The following is a 25,179-nucleotide window of genomic DNA, read 5'->3' as shown; positions in this document are numbered from 1 at the left end:
AACCCATGTCAGGCTGGTGGACCATTATCTCGACAGACACGCCGGAGCAAATGGCCGACATGACGAAAGTCAACAAAGACGCTTTTCTCGCCACGTGGGAAGCGGGCCTGTTCGGCGCCGACTGGATCGCCCAGCTGTGCCACGATGGCAAGGCAACCCAGCTGTCGTCGAACGGCTTTCCCAACCGCTACACGGCGCTGGCGAACGTCGTCGTGCCCCTGCTGCAGGCGGGCATCGCCGAAGCGCAGGATGGCGAATTTCCGCAGGACCGGCTCACAGGCTGGCCCGGCTGCATTACCGTGCACCAGGACCGCATCGCCGCCTGTAAGCCCGGTCAACTGCTGACCATCGAAGTGTGGGATCAATCGTAAATGATGATCAAAGGCAAATGGTTTAGACTGATGCGCAGCTGCAACTAGAGGAGTTCATGATGGGATTGGCAATTTCGGTCGGCGCCCTTGCCGACCTGCTGGAAGAAGACCCGGAAGGCGCGCAGTGGCTCGTCACCGCTTTGGAGGAAGCCAATCTGCTGCTGCAAAAGGCGGGATTGCCACAGCACAACGAACCAGCTGCGCTGCCGCAACTGGACTCGCGCGTCATGCTCGATTCCTTTCCATACAGCTTCCTGCACACCCTGCGCCGCGCGTATGCCCATGCGCGCCTCGATGCGCAATGGCGTGCCACGCCACTGGCCGACGGCGAGGATGCAACGGAGGATCCGGTGCTCGATGCCGCGCAGGATGACTTTGACAGCCACCTGATCTGCCATTCCGATTGCGAAGGTTTTTATTTCCCTCTTGTCTTCGAGGAAGTCATTTTTGCCGATGAGGAACACGCGCTGCTGGGCGGCATGCTGGGCTCCTCGTACAGCCTGCGCGCTGAACTGGTCACGGTCGCGCCCGCGCTGGGCATCTTCCTGCTGGGTGACGAACTGAGCGATGAAGAAGCAGCGCGCATCAATGCGCGCATCGACGCGGAGGACGGCCTGGAGCGCGAACTGGTCGCCTGGCTGGCCGCTTACGAGGCATGCCGGCTCAGCATCGAGCACAAGACGGCGATCGTCTTCAATTGAGCATGCTGATACGCACCACCACCAGCAGCCACGCCGGCGCGGCCGGTTTTTTCCGATGCCTGGCAGCCTCAACTACCATCCAGCCATTAATGCCAAACGCTGACATCGACTTGCCTGCATGACAAATCAGCACAGCAAGGTTCCCCTGCAGATAGAACACCTCGCTTGGTTCAGCCAGCACCTGGGCGGGCGCTTCCGTACGGCAGGATTGCGTATTCAATTTCATGATAATCAGGAAGCTGGCATCCGTTGGAGGGTGGCGTGTCCCGAGGAATACCAGGCCGCCATTCTGCAAGGCTTGCACGAGGGAATGAGCGGCGCTTTTCCGCAATATCTGGCAAGCAGCGGCTTGTGGATCACGGAAGTCCTGATCGACGATATCAGCTCCTCGCCCGATGCCTTTTATCGCGCAGCCTTGCTGGTGGTAGCCCAGGCCAAGGCGCTATTGGAATTGTCAGGACGTGCATACGACACGGCGTGAGCAAAATTATGCGAGCGGCGGCAAGCAACGCGGTGATCCTGTTAATATTGCCAGATACTTCAATGACGGGCACCATCCCAAGGACAGGCGCCACGCCATTCAAGCATATGTGACGTATTTTCCTGCGCTGCAGGCCACTCTTGCATAGGCTGTCAATACCATGAAAAAGCTGCTCCTGGGCGTCCTGGCCGCCTGCTGCTCGCTGCACGCCAGCGCCGCGCCTGTCGAAGACTTTATCGGCACCTGGAAACTGGAACGCACCACCGTCCCGAACTATATCGTCATCAAGCAGGAAGGCGAGCGGCTCGTGGCGTTGCGCTATACGCGCAATGTCATCAGCAACAAGATCACGGAGCGGCGCTTTCCCGCCAGCTATGCGAACGGCGATGTCACCATCTCCGCGGGCGAAACGGTCATCGAAGCACGCAGCGTGAACGACGTGGCGACAGTCACGATGCTGGCGGAAGCGTACAAAAAGATTTCATCGTCCACGGACGCACCGTCCAGTTAGGGAAAGTCGCAGAATTGAATCACATTATCATCCGCCCCACCACCGCCGCCGACTGGCCGGCACTGAAGTCCACGCGTCTGGCCGCCCTGCTCGACGCGCCCACGGCCTTTGGCGCCAGCCACGCCAGCGCCGCCGGTTTTTCCGATGCCGACTGGCAGCAGCGCGCCACCAGCACGCCCCAGCGCACGTTTTTCCTCGCCTTTGATGGAGAACACCCCATCGGCCTGGCCGCGCAAGTGGTGGCCGGCAATGGCGAGTGCCACCTGATCGCCATGTGGGTGCATCGCGAATATCGGGGCATGGCCGTAGCGCAAGGCCTGGTCGACGCCGTGAAACAATGCGCTGTCGGCAATGGCCATCGTCGGCTGGTGCTCGACGTGGCACCGGAAAATGCACGCGCGGCCGCGTTTTACCGGAAACAGGGCTTTGTCTTTTTACCGGAGTGGGAAGCGCTGGAAAGCCATCCGCATATCCAGGTGCAGAAGATGGAGTGGCTGGCGCCGGCATAGGTATTAATCAGTACAAAGGTGCAAAGTGATGCTGCGATCTATTTCCACACTCCTGATATTGACCGCCCTTGCCGGCAAGGCGAGCGCAGCGAATATTCCCGATATCGTTCTTGAATATGCCCATGCGTTTGCGCAAACACAGGCGGCGGACAAGCAAGCATCCACGCCGCCAGCCGACTACGCGCAATGGTTCTTTCAAGGCTTGACCCATCCCTCCGGCGGCATCGTGACGCAATCGGCCGCCATGCGAGATGCCTACGTGAATGGCCAACGCTATTGGCGCGATCATCCGTCCGAACGGATCAACATCATGGCAGGCTATGGCTACCGTGCCATCGAGCGCGATGGCGTCTGGTCGCGGGGCTTTGAAAAGAGCGTTTTCCAACCGGCCCATGCTGACCTGGACGGTGACGCCGGCGCATGGTGGTTCAACTCCTTCGGCAGCGTCGCGTGGCGGGACGTCGGCCTGGTGGCGCCCAATTCAAGCTATGAGCAGCCGCGCGTGCATATTGCCGGTTATCTCAGTCCCAAAGGCCATTACGGCCATCTGGGCGCCTATGAACATGAAGTCCTGGTCACATCGGGCGCCGCCGTGCAAGCTGCGGATCATTGATGGTGAATCCGGATAAACGCGATTTCAAGCACTCCATTCATCCCGATTGACATCCTGTCTTAAAAACCACCTGGCGCCTGTGTTTTTTTCTACACTCTGCCAAGGTGAGATTACTTGGGATTCAAATGAACAGGATGAATATGCGTGCAATAGCTGGTCTTATGCTGTGTTTATACGGCGCCGCGGTACAGGCCCAGGCGGATACGGCGCAAGCCACGGAGCCATCCGCTCAGGATGTCGCGGCGTCCGTCAATGTAAAGGGCATCCGCGACCCGGACTGGAAGCCCTACAGTGCCATGCTCAAGGGCGTCAAGCGCTTCGAGGAAAAACATGCGCTGGCGCCAGGCGCGCAGCTGCGCTTCATCCTGGAGCCGCGCCGTGCCGACGTCGACATGCACGCCATCGCGCTGCGGCTGGAAAGCGATGACGCGGCTATGGCCATACCGATGGGGGAGCGCAATATCTTCACCTTGCCCGTCGAACAGGGGCTGCTGTATGAGAAGGCCGAGCTGACCGTGAACCGCGGGGCGGGCTCGGTCAGGTGGATTCCCTACGTCAGGAGCGCGGCGGCCAGCGACACCATCCGCCGCCTGGGCGACCTGCGGCTGGCGTGCGAAGTCCATTGGGCCATCGACAAGGACACCCTGCCCTTTGCGATGCGCACGGCGATGGGCGCATTGGGCGGACCCTGCAATTTCGTGTCGCAAAAGGGAACCTATAGCTTTTCCGAACCACGGCGCATCACGGCCGCGACCATCAGCTACAACGGCAAAAGCGCGCCCGTGCCCTTCAGCGGTTCGTCGTTCACGCCGCCGTTGCGGGAGCAGGATTGGAGCGACGACAGTATGATCGAACTGACATTCGATAACAATTAGCCTGCGTACCCTGCATTGTCGCCATATTGCCTGCCGCGTTTTTCAATGATCTTGCTGCTGGCGAGCCGCGCATGGAAACAGGAAATAGCCCCCGTTTAGCAGGATATCTAGATATTTATCAGCACCAAAGCAGCTGCAGCTGCAAGAATTAACCACGGATGTAGCGCCCCATGGCTGCAACCGTTTTTTGGAGACATTGATTGCTCGTATTCCTTTGCTGCCGTCCTTATTTTACTTCCGGAGCGCCCCATGGAAGCATCCAGCAACGAGCGTGATTCCAGCCAGAAGGATGCAGACTTTAATGCCCAGATGGAACTGTACGTCAAACGCAAATTAAAACTCCTGGCCGCACAAATTGGCACATTGACATTTCTACTTGGAGCGCTAGGATTCATGGGGATTGGATACAAAGAACTCATTTTTACACCGATCGTAAAATATATCTATCCACCATCGCTGATACGGGAAGAATTGCTGAAATTGAGCACCGATACGGATAGCAAGGAATCGACTGCCTTGAAAACCAACGTTCTGGACTTCCTGCATGATCATGTGGACTCCGGCTATACGAAGGTGATGATTCTGCCGGCCAGGGGCAAATTCAATGACAACAATATCCCTTTCTATTCGACTCCCGAGCAGGAAGTTGAACTGACCATCTACGTCGACACAGAACAACTAGACTTTCGATATGTGGCAACCGTGGACCAGAAACCGATCGATGACGACGGAGGTTCCGATCATTCCATTCCAATGAGCCGTCCCGTTTTGAATATCTCGCTAGCCAAAAAACTCAACTTTGACCAGTTTTCCAAACATAAAAGATTGCCCAACTTGCATCTGCTATCGATCAGTCCAACCGATGTGCAGAACAAGGATGTCATCATTACGTGCGTCATTATCGTCAGAAACAAAAAAATGAGGCAACAATAAATGTCCCATTTCAAAAGGCAACTTGTTTACCTGGGCATCTCGGTGCTGGCGACCATTGCAATGCCATCGGCAAGTGCAGGCATTCCGTTGCAGTACAAAAAAGTGGCGCCCGGCATAGAGATCAGCGACGCAACGGTCGCGGTGAACAAAAGCAGTGCCGATTCCGTGGATTTTCACCTTATCCGTGTCAATCCCGCGCTGGTGCGCATATCGGTCGTTGACGTGCGCTACTTGTCCAATCCGCATGACAAGAATTCCATGCAGATCGCCTTTAGCCTGCGAGAAGTGATGCGCCTGATTACTCCTGCTGCGGCAATTAACGGTGGCTACACGCGCTCCCTCATCAAGCCGATACCGACCGGCTTGATTTTATCCGAAGGCAAACATACCTCGAAAATCATCAACGATTCAACAAAAATCAGAGGGGTCATCTGCATCGTAAGCGTCTTCCCAGCGCCGTCTGGACTCCCTGACCACCGTCATTCATGATCGAATTTTGGCACAGCATTTGTGCCCACAAATTCTGATTATGGACACAAATTTTCAACCAATCACTTCGACGAATGCGCGCGGCCATTATCGGCAGCATTCTTTAGAGTTCAAGCGCGCATTGGTGGCGTTGTCGCTGGAACCGGGCGTCTCGGTGGCTCGCATTGCACGCGAACACGGCGTCAACGCCAACCAGGTGTTTAGCTGGCGCCGCCTCTATCAACAAGGACGCCTCGGCGTGCCTGCGTTGATTCGCGACGATGGCCTATTGCCAGTGGTGCTGGCGCCAACGGCGCCTGCTCCGGGCAACTCCACCGCCGACGCCGACGCCGACGCCGACGGCACGATCATGCTGGAGCTGGGCGAAGTGCGCGTGCGAATCGAAGGCCAGCCCAACGCGGCCGCGCTGGCGCAGGTGCTCGATCGGGTTCTACGATGATCGGCCTGCCCGCCGGCACCAAGGTATGGCTTGCCGCCGGCACCACCGACATGCGCTCCGGCTTCAACGGCCTGGCTGCCAAAGTGCAGACGGCGCTGGAGGAAGATCCGTTCAGCGGCCACGTATTCGTGTTCCGGGGCCGGCGCGGCGACCTCATCAAACTCCTGTGATGGAGCGGCGATGGCCTGTGCCTGCTGGCCAAGCGGCTTGAGCGTGGTCGCTTCATCTGGCCGCAGGCTACCAACGGTTCGGTGGCGTTGACGCAGGCGCAACTGTCGATGCTGCTTGAAGGCATCGACTGGCGGCGGCCGGAACGGACCTGGAGACCAACGTCGGCCTTGTAAACGACACAAGGCTCGCGTAAACTTGGCACATGCTCAGCCCAGCCGACCTGCCCAACGACATCGCCGCCTTGAAGGTGCTGCTGCTCGCTCAAAACGAGGTGGTTGAAGGGCTGCGCGAACAGCTGAACACGCGCGCCGTCGAGATCGAGCACCTCAAGCTGCAGATCGCCAAATTGCGGCGCATGCAATTCGGCCGCAAATCGGAAAAGCTGGATCATCAAATCGAGCAGCTGGAGCTGCAACTGGAAGACCTGCAAGCCGACGAGGCCGAGGCGGCGCGCGAGATGCCGGCGGCCGACCAGGCGCCGCGAAAGAAGTCTGTGCGCCGGCCGTTGCCCGATCATTTGCCGCGAGACGAAAAGGTGTATGCGCCGCCGGCCGATGCTTGCCCGGCTTGTGGCGGCGGCCTGCGGCCGCTGGGCGAGGACGTGGCCGAGCAACTGGAGTTCGTGCCGGCCAGCTTCCGCGTGATCCGCCATGTTCGTCCGAAACTGGCGTGCTCCTGCTGCGACGCCATCGTCCAGGCGCCGGCGCCAAGCCGGCCGATTGAGCGCGGCATCGCCGGCCCCGGCCTGCTGGCGCATGTGCTGGTTGCGAAGTTCGCCGATCATCTGCCGCTGTACCGCCAGGCCGTCATTTACGCCCGCGAAGGCGTCGACCTCGATCGTGCGCTGCTGGCGGACTGGGTCGGCGCCGCTAGCGCATTGCTGCGTCCGTTGGTCGATGCCATTCGCCGCCACGTGCTGACGGCGTCGAAGCTGCATGCCGACGACACGCCGATCCCGGTGCTGGCGCCCGGCAATGGCAAAACCAAGACGGCCCGTCTGTGGACTTACGTGCGCGATGACCGGCCCGCCGGCGACACCACGCCAGCGGCGGTTTGGTTTGGCTACACGCCCGACCGCAAGGGCATCCATCCGCAAACCCACTTGGCCAAGTTCGATGGCGTGCTGCAAGCCGATGCCTACGCTGGCTTCAACGCTTTGTTCGAAGACGGCACGATCCAGGAAGCGGCTTGCTGGGCGCACGCGCGGCGTAAATTCCACGACCTGCACGCGGCGCGCGCGACGCCGCTGACCACCGAGGCGCTGCGCCGGATCGCCGAGCTCTATGTGATCGAGGCCGAGATCCGGGGCAAGCCGCCCGACGAACGACGACAAGTTCGGCAAGCCCGCTCGCGCCCGCTGCTCGAGGACTTGGAGCACTGGCTGCGCTCCACGCTCGATACGCTGTCGCGCAAGTCCGACACGGCGGCGGCGATCCTGTACGCGCTCAAGCTCTGGCCGGCGCTGCTGCGCTACTGCGACGACGGCGCCATCGAGATTGACAACTCGGCGGCCGAACGCGCCTTGCGTGGTGTCGCCATTGGTCGGCGCAACTATCTGTTCGCCGGCGCCGACAGCGGCGGCGAACGGGCCGCCGCAATCTACTCGTTGATCGGCACGGCCAAGCTGAACGGTGTCGCACCCGAAGCCTGGTTGCGTCACGTGCTGACGCATATCACCGATCATCCCGTCAACCGGGTTGATGACTTCTTGCCTTGGAACTGCAAGCTGCCAGCAGCCCTTTGAGATCACGCCGCTTCCCAGCGGTGTTGTGACTTTCTGAAATAAACGCGACGAAAGGTATTGCGGCACAGGGCTAGGCCAACTTGATTTTGCTAAAAGCTGCGACGATTTTTCGCTGAATAGCTGCGACTAATCCAAAGGGATAACGAAATGGCTGCGAACGACGTCGTCCCTGAACTGACAACTTCCGTAACGCCACCAGCAGAGGCAGGGAGCGGCTGGTTCCGCCCCAGGCTGGGTGAAAACTTCAAATCTCAAAATATTTGTGGGTAGGGTTACCATTCCCGCCACCGAGAAAACGGGGTAGCGCGCGTTTTGAGAGGCCGATTTTTGAAGAACCAGAATTTTTCTGCGTTTCCACACAGCCTGGCCTCAAAGCAGAAGTTCAGCTTGGCGGCAGAGGTCTCCCTAAGCGCACCCTCCCCACACTGTCATTTTCGAAATGTTGAGTGATGAGCAATCCATATATACCTAGAGATCGGAGAATGTAGTGTAGGACGGGAGCGATTCGCATAGCAAAACTAATATGCGGTTTACTTGCACACAGGACACAGATATAGTCTAGGCAACAAATTAGTGCGGACCTGATTGGAGCATTTAGGCATGAACTCATCTTATACCCGTCCCATCAGGCCTGTAATCCTTGTCGTGGACGACACGCCGGATAATCTTCTGTTGATGGCCAACTTGCTCAAGGATAGTTATACGGTCAAAGCAGCGAATAACGGCGAGAAAGCACTGCGCATCGCGCGCGATGCACCGCCGCCCGACCTCATCCTGCTTGACATCATGATGCCTGGGATGACCGGCCACGAAGTGGCGCAGGCACTGCAGGGCGACCCGGCCACGCGCGACATACCCATCATCTTCTTGACCGCTATGGCCTCCAGCGAGGACGAGACGCACGGTCTGGAGCTGGGCGCGGCCGATTACATCACCAAACCGATCAGCCCGCCCGTGGTGCTGGCGCGCGTACGCACCCAACTCAAGGTCAAAGACGCGGCCGACTTCCTGCGCGACAAGAACGAGTACCTGGAACAGGAAGTCCAGCGCCGCACGCGCGAGCTGGGCGCGATCCAGGATGTCACGATCCACGCCATGGCCTCGCTGGCCGAGACGCGTGACAACGAGACCGGCAACCACATCCGCCGCACCCAGCACTACGTCAAGGTGCTGGCCGAACATCTGAGCGAGCATCCGCGCTTCCGCGCTTTCCTCGACCCCGACACCATCAAGCTCTTGTTCAAGTCGGCGCCGTTGCACGACATCGGCAAGATCGGCATCCCCGACCGCATCTTGCTCAAGCCTGGCCGCTTCGAACCCGAGGAATTCGAGATCATGAAGACCCACACCACGCTCGGGCGCGACGCCATCGCCCACGCCGAACAACAACTGGGCATGGACGTCGACTTCCTGCGCCTGGCCAAGGAGATCGCCTACTCACACCAGGAAAAATGGGACGGCAGCGGCTACCCCGAAGGCCTGGCCGGCGACGCCATCCCGATTTCGGCGCGGCTGATGGCGGTGGCCGACGTCTACGACGCCCTGATCAGTCGTCGCGTCTACAAGGAAGGCATGCCGCATGAAAAGGCAGTGCAGATCATCGCCGAGGGGCGCGGCTCGCACTTCGATCCCGACGTCTGCGACGCCTTCCTGGCCAACCTGCCCGCCTTCCAGCAGATCGCCGCGCGCTACGCCGACAGCGACCAGGACATGGCCAAGCAGGCTGCCGCCATCGCACACACCCTGCCTGCACAGTGAGCGCCGGCATGCGTTCGCCCCTGGCTTATCTTGAACGGCTGCGCCTGCGCCAGAAGCTTGCGGCCGGCTTTTGCGCAGTGCTGCTGCTGGCCCTGGCGCTGGGGTTGCAAAGCCTGCGCACCCAAGACCAGTTGAGTAGCGACATGCAGCGCCTGCTCAGCGAGGGCATGATCGGCATCGTACAGGTCAAGGAGGCCCGCATCCAGCTCAACCGCTTCGAGCTAATGCTGCACAAGGTGGCCAACGCCCCGGACCCTGTTGCCGTCGACAAGGCGCTCGAACAGCTAGACAAGACGCGCGAGCAGCTACACTTTGCCGTCGACGAGGCCCGCGCCACCCTGCTGCGCATCGACAACCAGCAACGCCATAACGTCTTTGAAAGCATGCTGGCGCGCGCCGAGCGCATCGCCGACGAGGCAATCGAACTGGCGCGGCTGCACCGCAACGCCGAAGCCAACGCCCTGCTCAACAGCGAGCGCTTCCAGCACGCGATGCGCACCGCCGACCGGCAGATGGCCGAGATCGCCGCCGTCAAGGATTCCAACGCCCGCAGCACCATCTACCAGATTCGCCAATTCGCCCTCACCAGCAGCACCCTCACCTACGCCCTGCTGATCGGTGGCCTGGCGGTGGCGCTGCTATGCGCCTGGTGGATCAGCATCTCGATCCGGCGCCCGGTCAACCGCCTGCGCGAGGCGGTCGATGCGCTGGCCGCCGGCCAGCTCGACAGCGTGATTCCGCATACTGACTACCAGAACGAAACGGGCGACCTGGCCCGCGCCATCGCCAAGTTGCAGGTCGAATCGCGCCAGCTCGACATGCAGCGCTGGATCAAGTCGCAGGAAGCCTCGATCCAGGCCGAACTGCAGCAAGCGGCCAGCCTTGACCAGGCCGCGCAGCGCCTGTTGACGCTACTCGCGCCGCTGGTGCAGGCTGGCCAGGGCGCGCTCTACTTGCTTGACGAAAACGCCGCCGCATTGCGCCTTGCCGCCAGCTACGCCGCCGATCCGGACCATCCGCCGGCGCCGCAACTGGCGTTGGGCAGTGGCCTGCTGGGTCAGTGCGCGCAGGACCGCCAGCCGCTCCGGCTCGACGCCCTGCCGGACGACTACGTGCAGATTCACTCGCAACTGGGGCGGTCGCGCCCACGCCACCTGCAGGTGCTGCCACTGCTGCACGGCGAGCGCCTGATGGGCGTGCTGGAGCTGGCCGGCTTCGACGCTCCCAGCGAATCGGGCCGGGTGCTGATGGACGAGCTGCTGCCCAAACTGGCGATGTCGCTGGAAATCAAGGCACGCAGCCACGCGGTGCAGGCCATGGCGATCGAACTCGAAGCGCAGCAGGTGGTGCTGAAAGCCACCGAGGCCTGGTATCGCGGCATCATCGAGGCTGCGCCGGACGGCATGCTGGTAATCGATGTGCACGGCCTGATCATGATGACCAACCCGCAGCTCGACCAGCTGTTCGGCTACGAGGCCGGCGAGTTGGCCGGCTTGCCGATCGAAACGCTGGTGCCGCCGGAGGCGCACGGGCGCCACGTCGGCTCGCGCAATGGTTTCATCGAGCAAGGCACGGCACGCCAGATGGGCATGACAGGCGCCGACCTGCACGGTATGCGCAAGGATGGCAGCCGCTTCTCGGTCGAGATCGGCCTGTCGCGGCTGCCGGCTATCGCCGAGCGCGGCGTTTGCGTGTGCGCCTCGGTGCGCGACATCAGCGACCGCAAGCTGGCGGAGGCCGAAGTGCTGCGCGCCAAGGAGATCGCCGAGGACGCCACCCGTGCCAAGAGTGACTTCCTGGCCAATATGAGCCACGAGATCCGCACGCCGATGAACGCCATCATCGGCATGAGCCACCTGGCGCTACGCACCGATCTCGACAAAAAACAGCGCAACTACATCGAGAAGGTGCACCGCTCGGCCGAGAACCTGCTGGGCATCATCAACGACATCCTCGACTTCTCCAAGATCGAAGCGGGCAAGATGAGCATCGAGCAGGCGCCGTTCCGGCTGGAGGACGTGCTGGAAAACTTCGCCAACATGATCGGCCTGAAGGCCGAGGACAAGGGCCTGGAACTGTTGTTCGCCACTCCGGCCGACCTCCCCACGGCGCTGGTGGGAGATTCGCTACGGCTGGGCCAGGTGCTGGTCAACCTCGGCAACAACGCCGCCAAGTTCACCGAGCGCGGCGAGATCGTGGTCGGGGTCGAGCTGGCGGCCGAGGCCGGGGAACAGGTCGAGCTGCACTTCTGGGTGCGCGACAGCGGCATCGGCATGACGCTCGAACAGTGCGAGCGCCTGTTCCAGTCCTTCAGCCAGGCCGACAGCTCAACCACGCGCAAGTACGGCGGCACCGGGCTGGGCCTGGCCATCTCCAAGAAACTGGTGGAGCTGATGGACGGCCGGGTCTGGGTCGAGAGTGTCCCGGGCCATGGCTCGACCTTCCACTTCAGCGCCCGCTTCGGCCGCCAGGCCGAGGTGCAGCCGCGCCGCATGTTCCATGCCGACGAGCTACTCGGCCTGCGGGTGCTGGTGGTCGACGACAACGCCAGCGCACGCGAAATCCTGTCGACCATGGCGCGCAGTTTCGGCTTGGAGGTGGACCTCGCCGACAGCGGCCACAGCGCGCTGCGCACTATGGTCGAGGCCGAGCGCAAGGGCCTGCCCTACGACCTGGTGTTGCTGGACTGGCGCATGCCAGGCATGGACGGCGTCGAGACGCTGCAACGCATGCAGAGTGGCGCCGTGACCCACATCCCATCGGTCATCATGGTGACGGCCTTCGGCCGTGACGACGCGCAGGAAGCGGCGGCGCGCCAGAAGATCGCGCTGCCAGCGGTGCTGACCAAGCCGGTCACGCCGTCGACCCTGCTCGAAGCCATTGGTGAGGTGCTGGGCAAGGGCGTGGTGGCGGAGACACGACAGGCCGAGCGTCAGGACCGCAGCGTGGCCGACCAGGCCCGCTTGGCCGGCGCCCGCTTGCTGCTGGCCGAGGACAACGACATGAACCAGGAACTAGCGCGCGAGCTGCTTGAAAGCGCCGGCATCGTGCTCACCATCGTCAGCGACGGGCAACAGGCGCTGGACCTGCTGACCCAAGCCGGGACCGCCGCCTTCGACGGCGTGCTGATGGACTGCCAGATGCCGGTGATGGATGGCTACGAAGCCACCCGCCGCCTGCGCGCCCAACCCCGCTACGCTCAGCTGCCGATCATCGCCATGACCGCTAACGCCATGGCCGGCGACCGCGAAATGGCGCTGGCGGCCGGCATGAACGACCACATCTCCAAGCCGCTGAACGTCGCCTCCATGTTCGCCACCATGAGCAAGTGGATCCGCCCGGCGCAGCCGGCTGTAGCAGCGCCCCCGGCGGAGCAGCCCGATGCCGAAGACAAAACGGCCGCCGACGCCCTCCCTGCCCAACTCCCGGGTATCGACCAGCGCGCCGGCCTGGCGACCAGCATAGGCCGGCAGGACCTTTACCTGCGCATGCTGCTGCGCTTCCGCGACGGCCACGCCAGACTGCGGGAGGATTTCGAGGCGGCGCGGCAAAGCGACGACCCCACGGCGGCGGCGCGGGTCGCCCACACCTTGCGCGGCACCGCCGGCAACATCGGCGCCAAAGGTGTGGCGGCGACAGCCACCGCACTGGAACTGGCATGCAAAGCCAGCGTAGCCGAGGCCGAACTGGCCGCGTTGCTGACAGCGGTCGAAAACGAACTGGCGCCGGTGCTGCTCGGCCTGGCCGCACTGGGCAACTATACTGCAGCGGCAGAGAACACCCGGGCCAGGGCCATCGCAGCGGCTCCCGCCCTGCCGCCGGACGCGGCCGCCACACTTGCCCAGCTGCGCAAGCTGCTGGCCGACAGCGACACCGCCGCGCTGGATGTGCTGGAGACATTGGAATCGCAAGCCGCCGGCCACCCGCTGGCGCGACAGCTGCGCAAAGTCAGCCAGGCAATTGAACGCTTCGACTTCGACGCTGCGCTGGAAGCGCTTGATGCCGTGGTGCAGCCAGCCTGACAAGCAAGGGCGCGATTCGCCTCAGGCCGGCGGCGCCGCCGACGGCAGGCTGACGATCAGGGTGGTGGTCTGGAGCCCGTCATCGACGGCGAAGGCCACCTCGCCATACTGCGCGCGCGCCAGCAGGCGCGCCGAATACGTGCCTAGGCCGGTGCCGCCGGACTTACCGTCGGTGACGAACTTGTCGAAGAAGCGTTCGCGTATCGGTTCCGGGATCACACCCTTGTTGACGATCTCGATGCGCAGCGGGCTTCCGGCGTACAGCGTGGCGATGACGCGGGTGCGCTCGGGCGCTGCCTCGCAGGCGTTCTTGATCAGATTATTCAGCAGCGAATAGGTCAGCATGGCATCGCCCAGTGCCAGCGGGGCGTCGGTGCCGACATCGAAATCGGTGTCGACCGCCAGTACCAACTGCTTGCCCGCGTAAGTGGCGCGTGCCGTCTCCACCACCCGCCGCAGCATGTCGCTGATGGGAAGCGGCGCTGCATGGAGTACGTATTTTTCCGTCTCGATCTTGTACAGCTCGGTCGACAGGTTGACCATGTCGGTCACCTGCAGCATGGCCTGCTCCGCCAGCCGCAAATTCTCAAGTTGTCGTCGGTCCAGGTCGGCGGCGTCGATCAGCGACTGCACGATGCCGATGGCGCCGGCTAGCGGCCCCTTGAGGTCGTGCCGCGTCATGGCCTCAACGTCATCGCGCAGGCGGGCGATGGCCAGCATATTATCGTAGTCGGTCTGCAAGTGGCGGCGCAGCTCGACGTAGCGCATGAAGTTGTCGACCCGCAGCTTCAGCTGGGCCGGGTCGATTGGCTTGGTAATGAAGTCCACCGCGCCCAACTCCATGCCTTGCAGGCGCGCGGCGTCGTCGGTAAGGGCGGTGACGAAGATGATGGGTACATTTTCTGCGCTGGGATGCTCGCGCATGCGGCGCGCCACTTCAAAACCGTCCATGCCGGGCATCATCACGTCCAGCAGCACTAGGTCTGGCGGCGTGTCGCCACAGCACAAGGCCAGTGCTTTCTCGCCGTTGTGCGCTGCCTTGATGCGGTAGCGGCCCTTGAACACATTGGCCAGCACGTACAAGTTGTCAGCGGTGTCGTCGACCAGGAGCAATGTCGGAGGCAACGGTTCCCTTGATTGTAAATGGACCGCCGCCGGTGGCTTGACGATCACATCGTCCACGGGTGTGGCGGCCTGCGGCGCGTCGATGTTCGTTTCCTTATCCGGCGCCGGTGCTGCAACCTGATGCGCCATCGCCCGCTTGATGCTGGTGGCCAGCCGGCCCGCCGTGTAGGGTTTGACTAGCAGGTCGCTGACACCGCTGCTGATGGCCGTTTCGATGCGGCTGCGCTCGGCCTCGGCGGTGATCATAATGAACGGCATGTGCACATGGCGCGGACTGGAACGAATCATCTGCAGTAGGGCGATGCCGGTCAACGCCGGCATATTCCAGTCGGAGATCACCAAATCATAACGCTTGCGCTCAATCATGCGCCAAGCTTCAGAGCCATCGGCTGCGAGATCCACCGATCCGTGGCCAAGCGAGGCCAGTTGGCCAGCCGTGACCTTGCGCATTGTTTCAACATCATCAACCACCAGTATTCTCAGCACTTGTGCCATGTCTCCCCCATGTGAGGCCTGCTACGTGGGGTAGCACACCGTTTCATTTATTATGCGGCATTTTTTTATCGATTTGAAATGAAAGCATTTCAAGCCGTCAAGGTCGGCTTCTGGCCCAGGCTGTATAAAAACGTCAATCGCTGTGACGCCATCATCGATCAAATCCTGCAACTAGCCAAGACGTCACTGGGCAGACGCTTACTCTGCATCCACCGCGATGGACGCATCGCCATCGATGAAATCAGCGACATCGCCACGACCGACTGCCTGTCTGCCATTCAATCCGGCCCAATGGTCATTGAAAAAAATGGTGTGAACGGCATACGCAAGTCGCAACAATCGGTCAGGGCCGTACGCTCGCTGGTGGGTATCGATCAAAAGGGATGGGTGTACCTGATACAGACGACGAGCGCCTCACTGTTTGATCTGGCGGAGATACTTCGCCCGGGTGGCGCCCTGGGCACCGGCCTGAATGCCGTCCTCAATCTTGACGGAGACGTCGATTCAGGAATGATGCTCAAGGACGAAAATGGTACCCGTATCTTTGGCAACGTCGATGCTGTCATTCCCAGTGCCCTGGTCATCCACTCACTCCCGTATCGGGGCAGGCGTCAAAAATAACAACACTCCGGCTCGCGCCACACTTCGCGGTTTTATCAGGCGAGGTTTGCAGGGAAACGCCTTACTTCACCCGCTGCTTCTCCAGCTTGCGCGCCAATGTACGCCGGTGCATGCCGAGGCGGCGGGCCGTTTCCGAGATATTGAAATCCGTCTCGGCCAGCATTTCGTGGATGCGTTCCCATTCCAGGGTCTTGATGTTGGTAGCGCGGTTCGTCAGTTCGATGTCGGCATTGCCGGCCACGTGGCCGAAGGCCGCTTCGATGTCGTCCGTGTTCGACGGTTTCGCCAGGTACTGGCAGGCGCCCAGCTTGATGGCTTCGACGGCCGTGCCGATGCTGGCGTAGCCGGTCAGCACGACGATCAGCATGTCCGGATCGTGCTGGTGCAGCATCTGCACGCAGGCCAGGCCCGACGTATTGCCATTGAGTTTCAGGTCGACGACGGCGTAGTCGGGACAATGCTGCTCGAGCAAGGCGCTCGCTTCGTCGAAATTGGTGGCCAGGATGACTTGGTAGCCGCGCCGTTCGAACGAGCGGCCCAGGGTGCGGGCAAACGCGGCATCGTCTTCCACGATCAGTAACAGACGGTCATCCTGCATGGTGGTCGCTTTCTCTTTCCAGTTTGATGGCCGCCAGCGGCAAGGCCAGGTGCACCACCGCCCCGCCCTGCACCCGGTTGCGTGCCGTCACCGTGCCGCCCAGGGTACGCGCGACATTGACCACCAGGAACAAACCGAGGCCGCCGCCGGGCTTGCCCTTGCTGCTTTGATACGGTTTACCCAGGTGCGTCAGCATCGACGGTTCGAAGCCGGGGCCCGCATCGGTAATGACCAGGTGCAAGGCGTCCGCTTCGCGCGTCGCTTCGAAACGCAGCCACTCGGGCGACGCTTCCAGCGCATTGTCGAGCACATTGCAGATGGTCTGTTTCAGGGTTGAATCGAAGACGACGGGCACGTCTTGCTCGATGCGGTTATCGTACTCGAAACCCTGGATCGGGCGGCTGGTGCGCCACTCGTCGACCAGGTCATTGAGGAAGGTATTGATCGTCGTTTTTACGGAAGATTCCCCGCGCGCCTCGCCCGCCGACAATAAAATGCCGCTGACGATGCTCTTGCAGCGCTGCAACTGGGCCTGCATTTCCGTGATTTCTTCCAGCAATTCGCTGTTCTTGCTCAGTTCCGGCATGCGGCGCCAGTCGCCGAGGATGACGGACAGGGTCGCCAGCGGCGTGCCCAGCTCGTGCGCGGCGCCCGATGCCAGCAAGCCCATGCGGATGATGTGCTCTTCTTCCGCCGCGCGCTGGCGCAAGTCCGCTACCTTGGCGTCGCCGGCGCGCTGGTTGCGGTTGATGCGCGTGATGAATACCACCAGCAAGGCGGCGTTCAGGATGAAACAGATCAGCAAGCCTTGCACGTACAGGCTGGAAAAGCCCCGCTCGGGGTCGATCGGCAGAATCAAGGGGCCGGGCAGCAAGGCCAGGCCGGCCAGGCACAGGCTCGTGATGGCCACCATGATCCACGTCGACCACACTTCCAGCAGGACGGCGCTGAGGATGACTTGCAATAAGTACAGGAAGGCAAACGGATTGCTGATGCCGCCGCTCAGGTAGAGCTGGGCCGTCAGCACGGTGACGTCGACCAGCAGCGCGAGGAACAACGCCGTGTTGGAGACGGGCTGGCGTTCGTGCCAGCGCAACAGGCTGGCAAGGTTAAAAGCGATGAGGCAGGACAGCACTTCGAGCATGTAGGGCACGGGCAAGGCGATGCCCAGTCCCACGCCCACGCCGAAGATCGTGCTGATCTGGCCGATCACGGCCAGCCAGCGCAGCTGGATCAGCAGCTTCATGTTCTGGTGGCCGGCCGGATGTTCCATCTCGGCCGCCACCGCGCCGCGCTCTAACACTTCGCGGTTGGGCAGGATCTCAATCCTGCCCGGCATGGTCGCTCTCTTGCGTGCCGGCGCGACGGCGCGCGCGGCGGCGCTTGTCTTCGCGCACGATCCACCACGTGATGCCGGCCACCATCAGGGCCAGCGCGAACCACGTCAGGGCGTACACGAGGTGGTTGTTGTGGAAGGAAATCACGGTCAGGCCGCCGACCGGTGCGTCGCTGGCCATTTCCGATTTTGCCTTTGCGTCGACAAAATATGGCGCCACGTTGGTCAGCATGTGCGAGGCGCCAATGGCGGCCACGTCGCGCGAATACCAGTGCTGCGTGGCAGGACTGTTTTCGCGCAAGAAACCGCCGCCCGTCTCGCTGACGCGCAGCAAGCCGTCGACGTGCACGATGCCGGCCGGCGTGCTGGCGGCGATGCCTTCGCGTTTCGGCACGAAGCCGCGGTTGACCAGCACGGTGCTGCCATCGGCCAGACGCAATGGCGTCATCAGCCAGTAACCGCTGCCCAGTGCCGTCGTTGCTTGCACCAGGGTATTAAAAATGGGGAGATAGGTACCGGAGAGTCGCACATGGCGGTATTCGTCCGTTTGCTGCGTGATGCTGGCCCAGGCTGCGGGTCCAGGTGCGTCCGTTGCGGGCGCATGTACGCGTTGTTCGACGCGCTCGATCAGGTCAAGCTTCCAGAACAGGCGCTTGACTTGCCAGGTGCCCAAGGCACAGAAACCGGCAAACAAGATCCCCGCCAGCAAGGCCAATGCGTAGCGCACAGCCATGCCGCGTGGGCCTGGCGCGGCATCTTGCGATGCGGCGCCAGGGGCGCGCCCGGTGTTGCTTGGGCGCGTATTACTCATCATGGAGCCGTTTTCGTATGCATGTACTCAGGCATCAGATCCGGCATCATGTTGTGGTTCATGTGGTACATGACCCACAGGGAGCCGGCCATGGCAATGCCCACGATCATGATGGTGAAGATCAGCGCCATCATGTTCCAGCCGCCTTCGGACTTGGTGTTCATGTGCAGGAAGTACACCATGTGTACCACCACTTGAACAGCCGCGAACGCCAGCAGGACCAGGCCCATGGTGCCCGAGTTGGTGATGGCTTTCGTCATCACCAGCCAGAAAGGAATGGCCGTCAGGATCACCGACAGGATGAAACCGATCGTGTAGCTTTTCAGGCTGCCATGATCGTGGTTGTCATGGTGGTGGCTATCGCCGTGTGTGTGGTGGTCGCTCATGGCAGCACTCCCATCAGGTAGACAAAGGTGAAGACGCCGATCCAGATGACGTCCAGGAAGTGCCAGAACAGCGACAGGCACATCATGCGGCGGCCGTTTTCCGGGGTCAGGCCATGCTTGTTCAACTGGAACATCAAGGTCACGAGCCAGATCACGCCGAACGTCACGTGCAAGCCGTGGGTACCGACCAGCGCGAAGAACGACGACAGGAACGCGCTGCGTTGCGGACCGGCGCCTTCGTGGATCAGATGAACGAATTCATACATTTCCAGCGACAGGAAGGCCAGGCCGAACAGGCCCGTGATGCCCAGCCAGACCAGGGTGCTGCGCAATTGCTTGCGCTGCATGGCCAGCATGGCGAAGCCGTAGGTGATCGACGACAGCAGCAGCATGGCCGTGTTGACGGCCACCAGCGGCAGATCGAACAGCGCGGCGCCCGTCGGGCCGTCCGCGTAGCTGCGGCCGACCACGGCGTACGTGGCGAACAGACAGGCGAAGATCAGGCAATCGCTCATCAGGTAGAGCCAGAAACCCAGCAGGCTGCCGTTTTCCGGGTGGTGCTCGCGCACAAAGTAGCTGCGCGTGCTTGGTGCGGCGCCAGCGGCGCCGGTGTTATGGGCGATGGTATCAGACATGGCTGCTCAGCAATTTAGTATAAGCGTCTTCGGTACGGACCACTTCTTCCGCAGGAATGTAGTAATCGCGCTTGTAGTTAAAGGTATGGACGATGATGGTAACCATCATGATCACGAAGCCAATGCTGGCGACGAGCCACATTTGCCAGATCAGGCCAAAACCGACCAGTGCGGACAGTGCGGCGATCACGAAACCAGCCCAGGTGTTCTTCGGCATGTGGATCTTCGTGAAACCGGACGTCGGACGCTGGTAACCGTGTTTCTTCATGTCAGTCCATGCATCGAGTTCGTGCACTTGTGGCGTGAAGGCGAAATTATAGTCTGGCGGTGGCGACGACGTCGACCATTCCAGCGTACGGCCGCCCCATGGGTCACCGGTCACGTCGCGCAGAGCGTGACGGTTGCGGTAGCTGACGAAGAACTGGATCAGCATGGAGCCGATACCCAGTGCGATCGAGACAGCGCCAAACCAGGCGATGATGGTCCAGATTTGCAACGATGGATCTTCGAAGTGATTGACACGACGGGTCACGCCCATCAGGCCCAGCACGTACAGCGGCATGAAGGCCAGGTAGAAGCCGACGAACCAGAACCAGAACGAGCACTTGCCCCAGAACACGTCGAGCTTGTAGCCGAAGGCTTTCGGGTACCAGTAGTTAATCGCAGCGAAGACACCGAAGACCACGCCGCCGATAATCACGTTATGGAAGTGGGCGATCAGGAACAGGCTGTTGTGCAGCACGAAGTCAGCTGGTGGTACGGCCAGCAATACGCCGGTCATGCCGCCGATGGTGAAGGTGACCATGAAGCCGATCGTCCACAGCATGGGCAGTTCAAAACGGATACGGCCGCGGTACATGGTAAACAGCCAGTTGAAGATCTTCGCGCCCGTCGGGATCGAGATGATCATCGTCGTGATGCCGAAGAAGGAGTTGACGCTGGCGCCCGAACCCATGGTGAAGAAGTGATGCAGCCATACCAGGTACGACAGGATCATGATGACGCACGTGGCGTACACCATCGAGGCGTAGCCGAACAAACGCTTGCTGCTGAACGTGGCGACGACTTCCGAGAACACGCCGAACAGCGGCAGGATCAGGATGTAGACCTCCGGGTGACCCCAGATCCAGATCAGGTTGACGTACATCATGGCGTTGCCGCCCAGTTCCGTCGTGAAGAAGTTAAAGCCTGCAACGCGGTCCAGCGACAGCATGGCCAGCACAGCCGTCAGCACCGGGAAAGCGGCGACGATCAGGATGTTGGTGCACAGTGCCGTCCAGGTGAAGACGGGCATTTTCATCCAGGTCATGCCTGGCGCGCGCATCTTGACGATGGTGGCGATCAGGTTGACACCGGACAATAGCGTCCCGACCCCGGCAATCTGCAAGGACCAGATGTAATAGTCTACCCCCACGTCCGGACTGCCGACGATGCCCGACAGCGGTGGATACGCCAGCCAGCCCGTGCGGGCGAATTCGCCGACGAACAGCGACGCCATGACCAGGGCGGCGCCCATGGTGGTCATCCAGAAGCTGAAGTTGTTAAGGAATGGGAAAGCCACGTCGCGCGCGCCGATTTGCAGCGGCACCACGTAGTTCATCAGACCCGTCACGAAAGGCATCGCGACGAAGAAGATCATGATCACGCCGTGAGCGGTGAAGATCTGGTCGTAGTGATGCGGTGGCAGGAAGCCGGCATTGTCGCCAAAGGCGACAGCCTGCTGGGTACGCATCATCAGCGCGTCGGCAAAGCCGCGCAGCAGCATGACGAGACCCAGGATCATGTACATGATACCGATTTTTTTATGGTCGATACTGGTGATCCAGTCGCGCCACAGGGTACCCCAGACGCGGAAATACGTCAGTGCCGCAACGAGTGCGATACCGCCCAGGGCAACCATGGCAAAGGTCACCAGCAGGATAGGTTCGTGAAATGGAATTGCATCCCAAGTCAGACGGCCGAATATAAGCTTCGTCAGATCAATATGGTCTAGCATTGTTACTCTCAGAGAAAAAAGGGAGGCGCCAGGCAAACGGCGCCAGTATCTGCAGCGCAATGCGCTGCGGGATTCATGCAGTTGTTACTTGGCTTGAACGCCCTTTTCAACCACTGCATCGCTAGCGACTACTGCCGTTACGGCCGCTACCGGGCTATTTGCCATCGTCAACTTATATGGCTGGACCGGCGTCACGCACAGGGCGTCGGAAACGATGGTGCGGTTCAGGATTGCCTTGTACAGGTCGTTTGGCACGGCGCTGTAGCGGCGGACCGGATCGCGTTCGCTAGGCTGGGCCAGCGACAGGTAGTCGTCGCGGTTCAGCGCGCCGCCACCGGCACGTGCCGATTCCACCCATTTGTCGAAGTCCGCATCATTGACACCGTGGAACTTGAAGCGCATGCCCGAGAAACCGGCACCGCTGTAGTTCGCGGAGAAGCCCTTGTAGACACCAGGCTTGTTGATGACGGCATTCAACTGCGTTTCCATGCCCGGCATGGCGTAGATCTGACCTGCCAGTGCGGGGATGAAGAACGAGTTCATGACGGACGACGCGGTGATCTTGAAGCGGATTGGACGATCGACAGGCGCGTACAGTTCATTCACGGAAGCGATGCCTTGCTCCGGGTAGATGAACAGCCATTTCCAGTCCAGGGCCACGACTTCGACGATCATCGGCTTGTGGCTGGCAGGAATAGGACGGTTGGCGTCGATACGGCTCAATGGGCGGTATGGATCGAGGGTGTGGGTACTGATCCAGGTCAGCAGGCCCAGCACGATAATGATCAACAGGGGCGCGCCCCAGATAATCAGCTCGAGGCGAGTCGAGTGGTCCCAGTCCGGCTCGTATTTGGCCGCGGTGTTGTTTTTTCTATAGCGCCATGCGAAAAGCAGGGTCAGGGCGATTACCGGAACGATAATCAACAGCATCAGCAATGTCGAGATGACAATCAAATTGCCTTGCTGAACTGCGATGTCACCAGACGCATTCAGTACCACCGTATTGCAACCAGCCAACAATGCGAGAGGTAAAAGAAGCAGTCCGCGACGAACTTTTAATGAAAACATACAGGAAAGTCCAGTACAGGGGATGAAGATATGGTACTGTATTCTCACTGGAGCGCGTTGGCAATTGGACGTTTTGTCCTACCCCTTGCTCGGATTTTCACTGGGTGGCTGCGGAGTTTTCCTACAGCTATCTATTGAATAGTCCTACTCCGGGCGTGAGACACCCGGGGTATGTTACGCGTTGGCCGAACTCGAAACTATATTGGAGACGATCATCATGTCCAGCACGCGCATACACAGCGGGGATGTACCCGCCGACTTTTCCCCCCACTCCCTGCGCGACGCACGCGGGGCCGGCACGGTCGAATCGCATATCGACCCCGGTGAGATCGCCGTCGGCGTGATCATCGGCCGCGCTTCCGAATACTTTGACTTCTTTGTCTACGCCATCGCCTCGGTGCTGGTGTTTCCACGCGTCTTCTTCCCGTTTGAAGAACGCCTGGAGGGTACATTATATGCATTCCTGATCTTTTCGTTCGCCTTCATCGCCCGTCCGTTCGGCACCGTGATCTTCATGGAGATCCAGCGCCGCATGGGACGCAGCGCCAAGCTGACATTCGCCCTCTTCCTGCTGGGCGTGTCGACGGCCGGCATCGCCTTCCTGCCGACCTACTCGCACCTGGGCTTTGCCGCCATCATCTGGCTGTCCGTGCTGCGCATTGGCCAGGGCGTGGCGCTGGGCGGTTCGTGGGATGGCTTGCCTTCGCTGCTGGCACTGAACGCGCCGGAAAACAAGCGCGGCTGGTACGCCATGTTGGGCCAGCTGGGCGCACCGGTCGGCTTCCTGATCGCCGCCGGCCTGTTCTGGTTCATGCTGACCACCCTGACGGATGAAGACTTCCTCGACTGGGGCTGGCGCTATCCTTTCTATGTGGCTTTCGCCATCAACGTGGTAGCCCTGTTTGCCCGTCTGCGCCTCGTGTCGACGAATGAATATGCGCGCCTGCTCGACGAACGCGAACTGCAGCCCGTGAGCGTGTTTGAAATGAGCCGCGGCCAGGGCCGCAACGTGCTGATCGGCGCCCTCGCCGCTTTGGCCAGCTACGCCCTGTTCCACCTCGTCACCGTCTTCCCGCTGTCGTGGATTTCCGTCTACCAGACGCGTTCCGCTTCGGACTTCCTGCAAATCCAGATGCTGGGCGCCGTGCTGGCCGCCGTCGGCGTGGTGATTTCCGGGGTGCTGGCCGATAAAGTGGGCCGCCGCACCACGCTGGGCGTGCTGGCCGTGCTGATCGCCATCTTCAGCGCCTTCGTGCCAACCCTGATGGGTGGCGGCAATACGGGCCAGGACGTCTTCATCCTCGTGGGCTTCAGCCTGCTGGGCTTGTCCTACGGCCAGGCAGCCGGCGCCGTGACGGCCAACTTTCCTGCCCGCTTCCGCTACACGGGCGCGGCCCTGACGTCCGACCTGGCCTGGCTGGTCGGTGCCGGCTTCGCACCGCTCGTGGCGCTGGGCCTGTCGGCCAACTTCGGCCTCGCCTATGTCAGCTTCTACCTGCTGTCGGGTGCCGTCGCCTCGCTGGCCGCGCTGAGCCTGAACAGGGCGCTGGAAATCCGCGACTGACATATAGACTGACATATATATAGAGGCAATCCGGGTGGCAGCGCGCCGCCACCCGGAACACCCCAAAAACGCCGGCACCGTCCGGCGTTTTTTCGTAGGTCGGCTTAGCCCGCAGGGCGTAAGCCGACAGGCGCCGCCACGAAGATGGCCAGATTACGCTGCGCTAATCTGACCTACGCAGCTAAAACTGACATATATAGAGAGGCAACTGGGGTGGCAGCGCCCCGCCACCCGTAACACCCCAAAAAACGCCGGCACCGTCCGGCGTTTTTTCGTAGGTCGGCTTAGCCCGCAGGGCGTAAGCCGACAGGCGCCGCCACGAAGATTGCCGGATTGCGCTGCGCTAATCTCACCTACGCAGCTAAAACCCGGCCCGGCCCGGCTCACTGTATCGACAGTTGCCGCCCACCCGTGCCTTCCTTCTTCGGCAAGTCCAGCAGCAGCACGCCATTTTCATAGCGGGCCTGCGCGCCGGCCTCGTCCACCTCGTGCGGCAGAACGAAACTGCGGTACTGCTGGCCGTACTCGCGTTCGCTGCGCACGGTCTTGCCGCCGCCGTCGCGCGTCACTCGCTCATCCTTGAGTTCGGCGCTGATGGAGACGCGGCTGCCGTCGATGGAGACCTTGATATCGTCCTTGTTGACGCCCGGAATGTCCGCCTGTACCTGATAGGCTTGTTCGGTTTCGGAAATGTCGACACGCATGCGTGCCGAACCGCCATCGCGCAAGCGCAAGGCGGGTGCGAAAAAGTCGTGCATGAATTCTTCCATGTCGCTGAACGGGTCGAAACGTGCTAGCGGGTTTTGCGGATCGCGACGGATCAGTTGATTAGCCATGATGTCCTCCTGCATGGGCTGGTTTGCACACGGCGGCCGTCCGCTTGGACGTCGCCACCTCCTGCATCTTAGGATGTCAACAACCAATCTC

General features: G+C 61.2%; 25 protein-coding genes and 1 pseudogene. 16 read left to right on the top strand and 10 right to left on the bottom strand.

What is annotated here, in order from left to right; genetic code table 11:
* The first annotated feature begins 5 nt into the window (after positions 1-5).
* Complete coding sequence (locus KO538_RS16670; protein WP_219329007.1) at positions 6-371, top strand: hypothetical protein; 366 nt, start codon at positions 6-8, stop codon at positions 369-371.
* Between the two features lie 56 nt (positions 372-427).
* Positions 428-1,072, top strand: a complete 645-nt coding sequence (locus KO538_RS16665) for a hypothetical protein (RefSeq protein WP_257620412.1) — start codon at positions 428-430, stop codon at positions 1,070-1,072.
* Here the strand turns inward: KO538_RS16665 and KO538_RS16660 are convergent.
* A complete protein-coding gene (locus KO538_RS16660; RefSeq protein WP_219329006.1) occupies positions 1,065-1,298 on the bottom strand; it encodes a hypothetical protein in 234 nt (77 codons plus the stop codon). The genes KO538_RS16665 and KO538_RS16660 overlap by 8 nt on opposite strands.
* A gap of 84 nt (positions 1,299-1,382) precedes the next feature.
* On the opposite strand from KO538_RS16660, the gene KO538_RS16655 reads away from it, so the two are divergent.
* The 12 genes and pseudogenes from KO538_RS16655 to KO538_RS16600 all read left to right on the top strand — a co-directional run bounded on the left by KO538_RS16655 (position 1,383) and on the right by KO538_RS16600 (position 13,617).
* Positions 1,383-1,553, top strand: a complete 171-nt coding sequence (locus tag KO538_RS16655; RefSeq protein WP_161781473.1) for a hypothetical protein — start codon at positions 1,383-1,385, stop codon at positions 1,551-1,553.
* A gap of 160 nt (positions 1,554-1,713) precedes the next feature.
* Positions 1,714-2,064, top strand: a complete 351-nt coding sequence (locus KO538_RS16650) for a hypothetical protein (protein ID WP_034748073.1) — start codon at positions 1,714-1,716, stop codon at positions 2,062-2,064.
* A 14-nt stretch (positions 2,065-2,078) separates the two neighbouring features.
* Positions 2,079-2,573, top strand: coding sequence for a GNAT family N-acetyltransferase (locus tag KO538_RS16645; RefSeq protein ID WP_080698461.1), 495 nt, complete (start codon positions 2,079-2,081; stop codon positions 2,571-2,573).
* Between the two features lie 28 nt (positions 2,574-2,601).
* Positions 2,602-3,186, top strand: coding sequence for a hypothetical protein (locus KO538_RS16640; RefSeq protein ID WP_219329005.1), 585 nt, complete (start codon positions 2,602-2,604; stop codon positions 3,184-3,186).
* Between the two features lie 161 nt (positions 3,187-3,347).
* Positions 3,348-4,061: a hypothetical protein gene (locus KO538_RS16635; protein ID WP_219329004.1), complete on the top strand. Its 714-nt coding sequence runs from the start codon at positions 3,348-3,350 to the stop codon at positions 4,059-4,061.
* Positions 4,062-4,310: 249 nt separating this feature from the next.
* Entirely contained in the window at positions 4,311-4,994 is a 684-nt protein-coding gene (locus KO538_RS16630) for a hypothetical protein (RefSeq protein WP_070302340.1), read from the top strand.
* Entirely contained in the window at positions 4,995-5,483 is a 489-nt protein-coding gene (locus tag KO538_RS16625) for a hypothetical protein (protein ID WP_219329003.1), read from the top strand.
* Between the two features lie 7 nt (positions 5,484-5,490).
* Positions 5,491-5,922, top strand: coding sequence for a transposase (locus KO538_RS16620; RefSeq protein ID WP_257620411.1), 432 nt, complete (start codon positions 5,491-5,493; stop codon positions 5,920-5,922).
* Positions 5,919-6,266: pseudogene (gene tnpB / locus KO538_RS16615) on the top strand (IS66 family insertion sequence element accessory protein TnpB). The gene KO538_RS16620 and the pseudogene tnpB overlap by 4 nt, the downstream one beginning before the upstream one ends.
* Positions 6,267-6,295: 29 nt before the next feature.
* Positions 6,296-7,837, top strand: a complete 1,542-nt coding sequence (locus KO538_RS16610) for an IS66 family transposase (protein ID WP_219329002.1) — start codon at positions 6,296-6,298, stop codon at positions 7,835-7,837.
* Positions 7,838-8,437: 600 nt separating this feature from the next.
* Positions 8,438-9,595 (top strand): two-component system response regulator, encoded by a 1,158-nt coding sequence (locus KO538_RS16605; protein WP_051959249.1) that lies wholly within the window; start codon positions 8,438-8,440, stop codon positions 9,593-9,595.
* Positions 9,596-9,603: 8 nt separating this feature from the next.
* Positions 9,604-13,617, top strand: a complete 4,014-nt coding sequence (locus KO538_RS16600) for a response regulator (RefSeq protein ID WP_219329001.1) — start codon at positions 9,604-9,606, stop codon at positions 13,615-13,617.
* Positions 13,618-13,638: 21 nt separating this feature from the next.
* On the opposite strand, the gene KO538_RS16595 is transcribed toward KO538_RS16600, so the two are convergent.
* Positions 13,639-15,237, bottom strand: a complete 1,599-nt coding sequence (locus KO538_RS16595) for a hybrid sensor histidine kinase/response regulator (RefSeq protein ID WP_219329000.1) — start codon at positions 15,235-15,237, stop codon at positions 13,639-13,641.
* Positions 15,238-15,315: 78 nt separating this feature from the next.
* Between KO538_RS16595 and KO538_RS16590 the strand changes: the two genes are divergently transcribed.
* The gene (locus tag KO538_RS16590; protein ID WP_219328999.1) at positions 15,316-15,858 is read left to right on the top strand and encodes a phosphodiester glycosidase family protein; all 543 of its coding nucleotides are present in this window, start codon (positions 15,316-15,318) and stop codon (positions 15,856-15,858) included.
* A 61-nt stretch (positions 15,859-15,919) separates the two neighbouring features.
* Here KO538_RS16590 and KO538_RS16585 read toward each other — a convergent pair whose 3' ends face one another.
* The 7 genes from KO538_RS16585 to cyoA form a co-directional block, all read right to left on the bottom strand.
* Complete coding sequence (locus KO538_RS16585) at positions 15,920-16,456, bottom strand: response regulator transcription factor (RefSeq protein ID WP_034748067.1); 537 nt, start codon at positions 16,454-16,456, stop codon at positions 15,920-15,922.
* Positions 16,446-17,795 carry an ATP-binding protein gene (locus KO538_RS16580; protein ID WP_219328998.1) on the bottom strand — a complete coding sequence of 450 codons (1,350 nt, stop codon included), beginning with the start codon at positions 17,793-17,795 and terminating at the stop codon, positions 16,446-16,448. The genes KO538_RS16585 and KO538_RS16580 overlap by 11 nt, the downstream gene beginning before the upstream one ends.
* Positions 17,779-18,606 carry an SURF1 family protein gene (locus KO538_RS16575; RefSeq protein WP_219328997.1) on the bottom strand — a complete coding sequence of 276 codons (828 nt, stop codon included), beginning with the start codon at positions 18,604-18,606 and terminating at the stop codon, positions 17,779-17,781. The genes KO538_RS16580 and KO538_RS16575 overlap by 17 nt, the downstream gene beginning before the upstream one ends.
* Positions 18,603-18,989: a cytochrome o ubiquinol oxidase subunit IV gene (gene cyoD, locus KO538_RS16570; RefSeq protein ID WP_034748058.1), complete on the bottom strand. Its 387-nt coding sequence runs from the start codon at positions 18,987-18,989 to the stop codon at positions 18,603-18,605. The genes KO538_RS16575 and cyoD overlap by 4 nt, the downstream gene beginning before the upstream one ends.
* On the bottom strand, positions 18,986-19,624 hold the full coding sequence (gene cyoC / locus KO538_RS16565; RefSeq protein ID WP_034748055.1) for a cytochrome o ubiquinol oxidase subunit III: 639 nt from the start codon (positions 19,622-19,624) through the stop codon (positions 18,986-18,988). Before cyoC ends, cyoD begins: the two co-directional genes overlap by 4 nt.
* The gene (cyoB, locus tag KO538_RS16560) at positions 19,617-21,620 is read right to left on the bottom strand and encodes a cytochrome o ubiquinol oxidase subunit I (RefSeq protein ID WP_046682725.1); all 2,004 of its coding nucleotides are present in this window, start codon (positions 21,618-21,620) and stop codon (positions 19,617-19,619) included. The genes cyoC and cyoB overlap by 8 nt, the downstream gene beginning before the upstream one ends.
* A gap of 84 nt (positions 21,621-21,704) precedes the next feature.
* Complete coding sequence (gene cyoA, locus KO538_RS16555) at positions 21,705-22,688, bottom strand: ubiquinol oxidase subunit II (RefSeq protein WP_046682726.1); 984 nt, start codon at positions 22,686-22,688, stop codon at positions 21,705-21,707.
* 217 nt (positions 22,689-22,905) lie between these two features.
* On the opposite strand from cyoA, the gene KO538_RS16550 reads away from it, so the two are divergent.
* Complete coding sequence (locus KO538_RS16550; protein WP_034748049.1) at positions 22,906-24,252, top strand: MFS transporter; 1,347 nt, start codon at positions 22,906-22,908, stop codon at positions 24,250-24,252.
* Positions 24,253-24,635: 383 nt separating this feature from the next.
* On the opposite strand, the gene KO538_RS16545 is transcribed toward KO538_RS16550, so the two are convergent.
* A complete protein-coding gene (locus KO538_RS16545) occupies positions 24,636-25,088 on the bottom strand; it encodes an Hsp20/alpha crystallin family protein (RefSeq protein WP_219328996.1) in 453 nt (150 codons plus the stop codon).
* Between the last annotated feature and the right edge of the window lie 91 nt (positions 25,089-25,179).

The organism is Janthinobacterium sp. NKUCC08_JDC, from assembly GCF_019345575.1.
GTDB classification, from domain to species: Bacteria; Pseudomonadota; Gammaproteobacteria; order Burkholderiales; family Burkholderiaceae_D; genus Janthinobacterium; species Janthinobacterium aestuarii.
Note: the sequence above shows the minus strand (reverse complement) of the source record. Positions and strands in the feature narration are given on the sequence as shown.

What these genes read in the sequence shown, in the direction of transcription:
- KO538_RS16665 (WP_257620412.1), top strand. Translation starts at nt 428, where the DNA reads ATGATGGGATTGGCAATTTCGGTCGGCGCCCTTGCCGACCTGCTGGAA.
- KO538_RS16580 (WP_219328998.1), bottom strand. Translation starts at nt 17,795, where the DNA reads ATGCCGGGCAGGATTGAGATCCTGCCCAACCGCGAAGTGTTAGAGCGC.
- KO538_RS16640 (WP_219329005.1), top strand. Translation starts at nt 2,602, where the DNA reads ATGCTGCGATCTATTTCCACACTCCTGATATTGACCGCCCTTGCCGGC.
- KO538_RS16660 (WP_219329006.1), bottom strand. Translation starts at nt 1,298, where the DNA reads ATGAAATTGAATACGCAATCCTGCCGTACGGAAGCGCCCGCCCAGGTG.
- KO538_RS16590 (WP_219328999.1), top strand. Translation starts at nt 15,316, where the DNA reads ATGAAAGCATTTCAAGCCGTCAAGGTCGGCTTCTGGCCCAGGCTGTAT.
- KO538_RS16610 (WP_219329002.1), top strand. Translation starts at nt 6,296, where the DNA reads ATGCTCAGCCCAGCCGACCTGCCCAACGACATCGCCGCCTTGAAGGTG.
- KO538_RS16550 (WP_034748049.1), top strand. Translation starts at nt 22,906, where the DNA reads ATGTCCAGCACGCGCATACACAGCGGGGATGTACCCGCCGACTTTTCC.
- KO538_RS16655 (WP_161781473.1), top strand. Translation starts at nt 1,383, where the DNA reads ATGAGCGGCGCTTTTCCGCAATATCTGGCAAGCAGCGGCTTGTGGATC.
- KO538_RS16600 (WP_219329001.1), top strand. Translation starts at nt 9,604, where the DNA reads ATGCGTTCGCCCCTGGCTTATCTTGAACGGCTGCGCCTGCGCCAGAAG.
- KO538_RS16595 (WP_219329000.1), bottom strand. Translation starts at nt 15,237, where the DNA reads ATGGCACAAGTGCTGAGAATACTGGTGGTTGATGATGTTGAAACAATG.
- KO538_RS16650 (WP_034748073.1), top strand. Translation starts at nt 1,714, where the DNA reads ATGAAAAAGCTGCTCCTGGGCGTCCTGGCCGCCTGCTGCTCGCTGCAC.
- KO538_RS16585 (WP_034748067.1), bottom strand. Translation starts at nt 16,456, where the DNA reads ATGCAGGATGACCGTCTGTTACTGATCGTGGAAGACGATGCCGCGTTT.
- KO538_RS16575 (WP_219328997.1), bottom strand. Translation starts at nt 18,606, where the DNA reads ATGATGAGTAATACGCGCCCAAGCAACACCGGGCGCGCCCCTGGCGCC.
- cyoB (WP_046682725.1), bottom strand. Translation starts at nt 21,620, where the DNA reads ATGCTAGACCATATTGATCTGACGAAGCTTATATTCGGCCGTCTGACT.
- cyoC (WP_034748055.1), bottom strand. Translation starts at nt 19,624, where the DNA reads ATGTCTGATACCATCGCCCATAACACCGGCGCCGCTGGCGCCGCACCA.
- KO538_RS16625 (WP_219329003.1), top strand. Translation starts at nt 4,995, where the DNA reads ATGTCCCATTTCAAAAGGCAACTTGTTTACCTGGGCATCTCGGTGCTG.
- cyoA (WP_046682726.1), bottom strand. Translation starts at nt 22,688, where the DNA reads ATGTTTTCATTAAAAGTTCGTCGCGGACTGCTTCTTTTACCTCTCGCA.
- KO538_RS16605 (WP_051959249.1), top strand. Translation starts at nt 8,438, where the DNA reads ATGAACTCATCTTATACCCGTCCCATCAGGCCTGTAATCCTTGTCGTG.
- KO538_RS16545 (WP_219328996.1), bottom strand. Translation starts at nt 25,088, where the DNA reads ATGGCTAATCAACTGATCCGTCGCGATCCGCAAAACCCGCTAGCACGT.
- KO538_RS16670 (WP_219329007.1), top strand. Translation starts at nt 6, where the DNA reads ATGTCAGGCTGGTGGACCATTATCTCGACAGACACGCCGGAGCAAATG.
- KO538_RS16630 (WP_070302340.1), top strand. Translation starts at nt 4,311, where the DNA reads ATGGAAGCATCCAGCAACGAGCGTGATTCCAGCCAGAAGGATGCAGAC.
- cyoD (WP_034748058.1), bottom strand. Translation starts at nt 18,989, where the DNA reads ATGAGCGACCACCACACACACGGCGATAGCCACCACCATGACAACCAC.
- KO538_RS16635 (WP_219329004.1), top strand. Translation starts at nt 3,348, where the DNA reads ATGCTGTGTTTATACGGCGCCGCGGTACAGGCCCAGGCGGATACGGCG.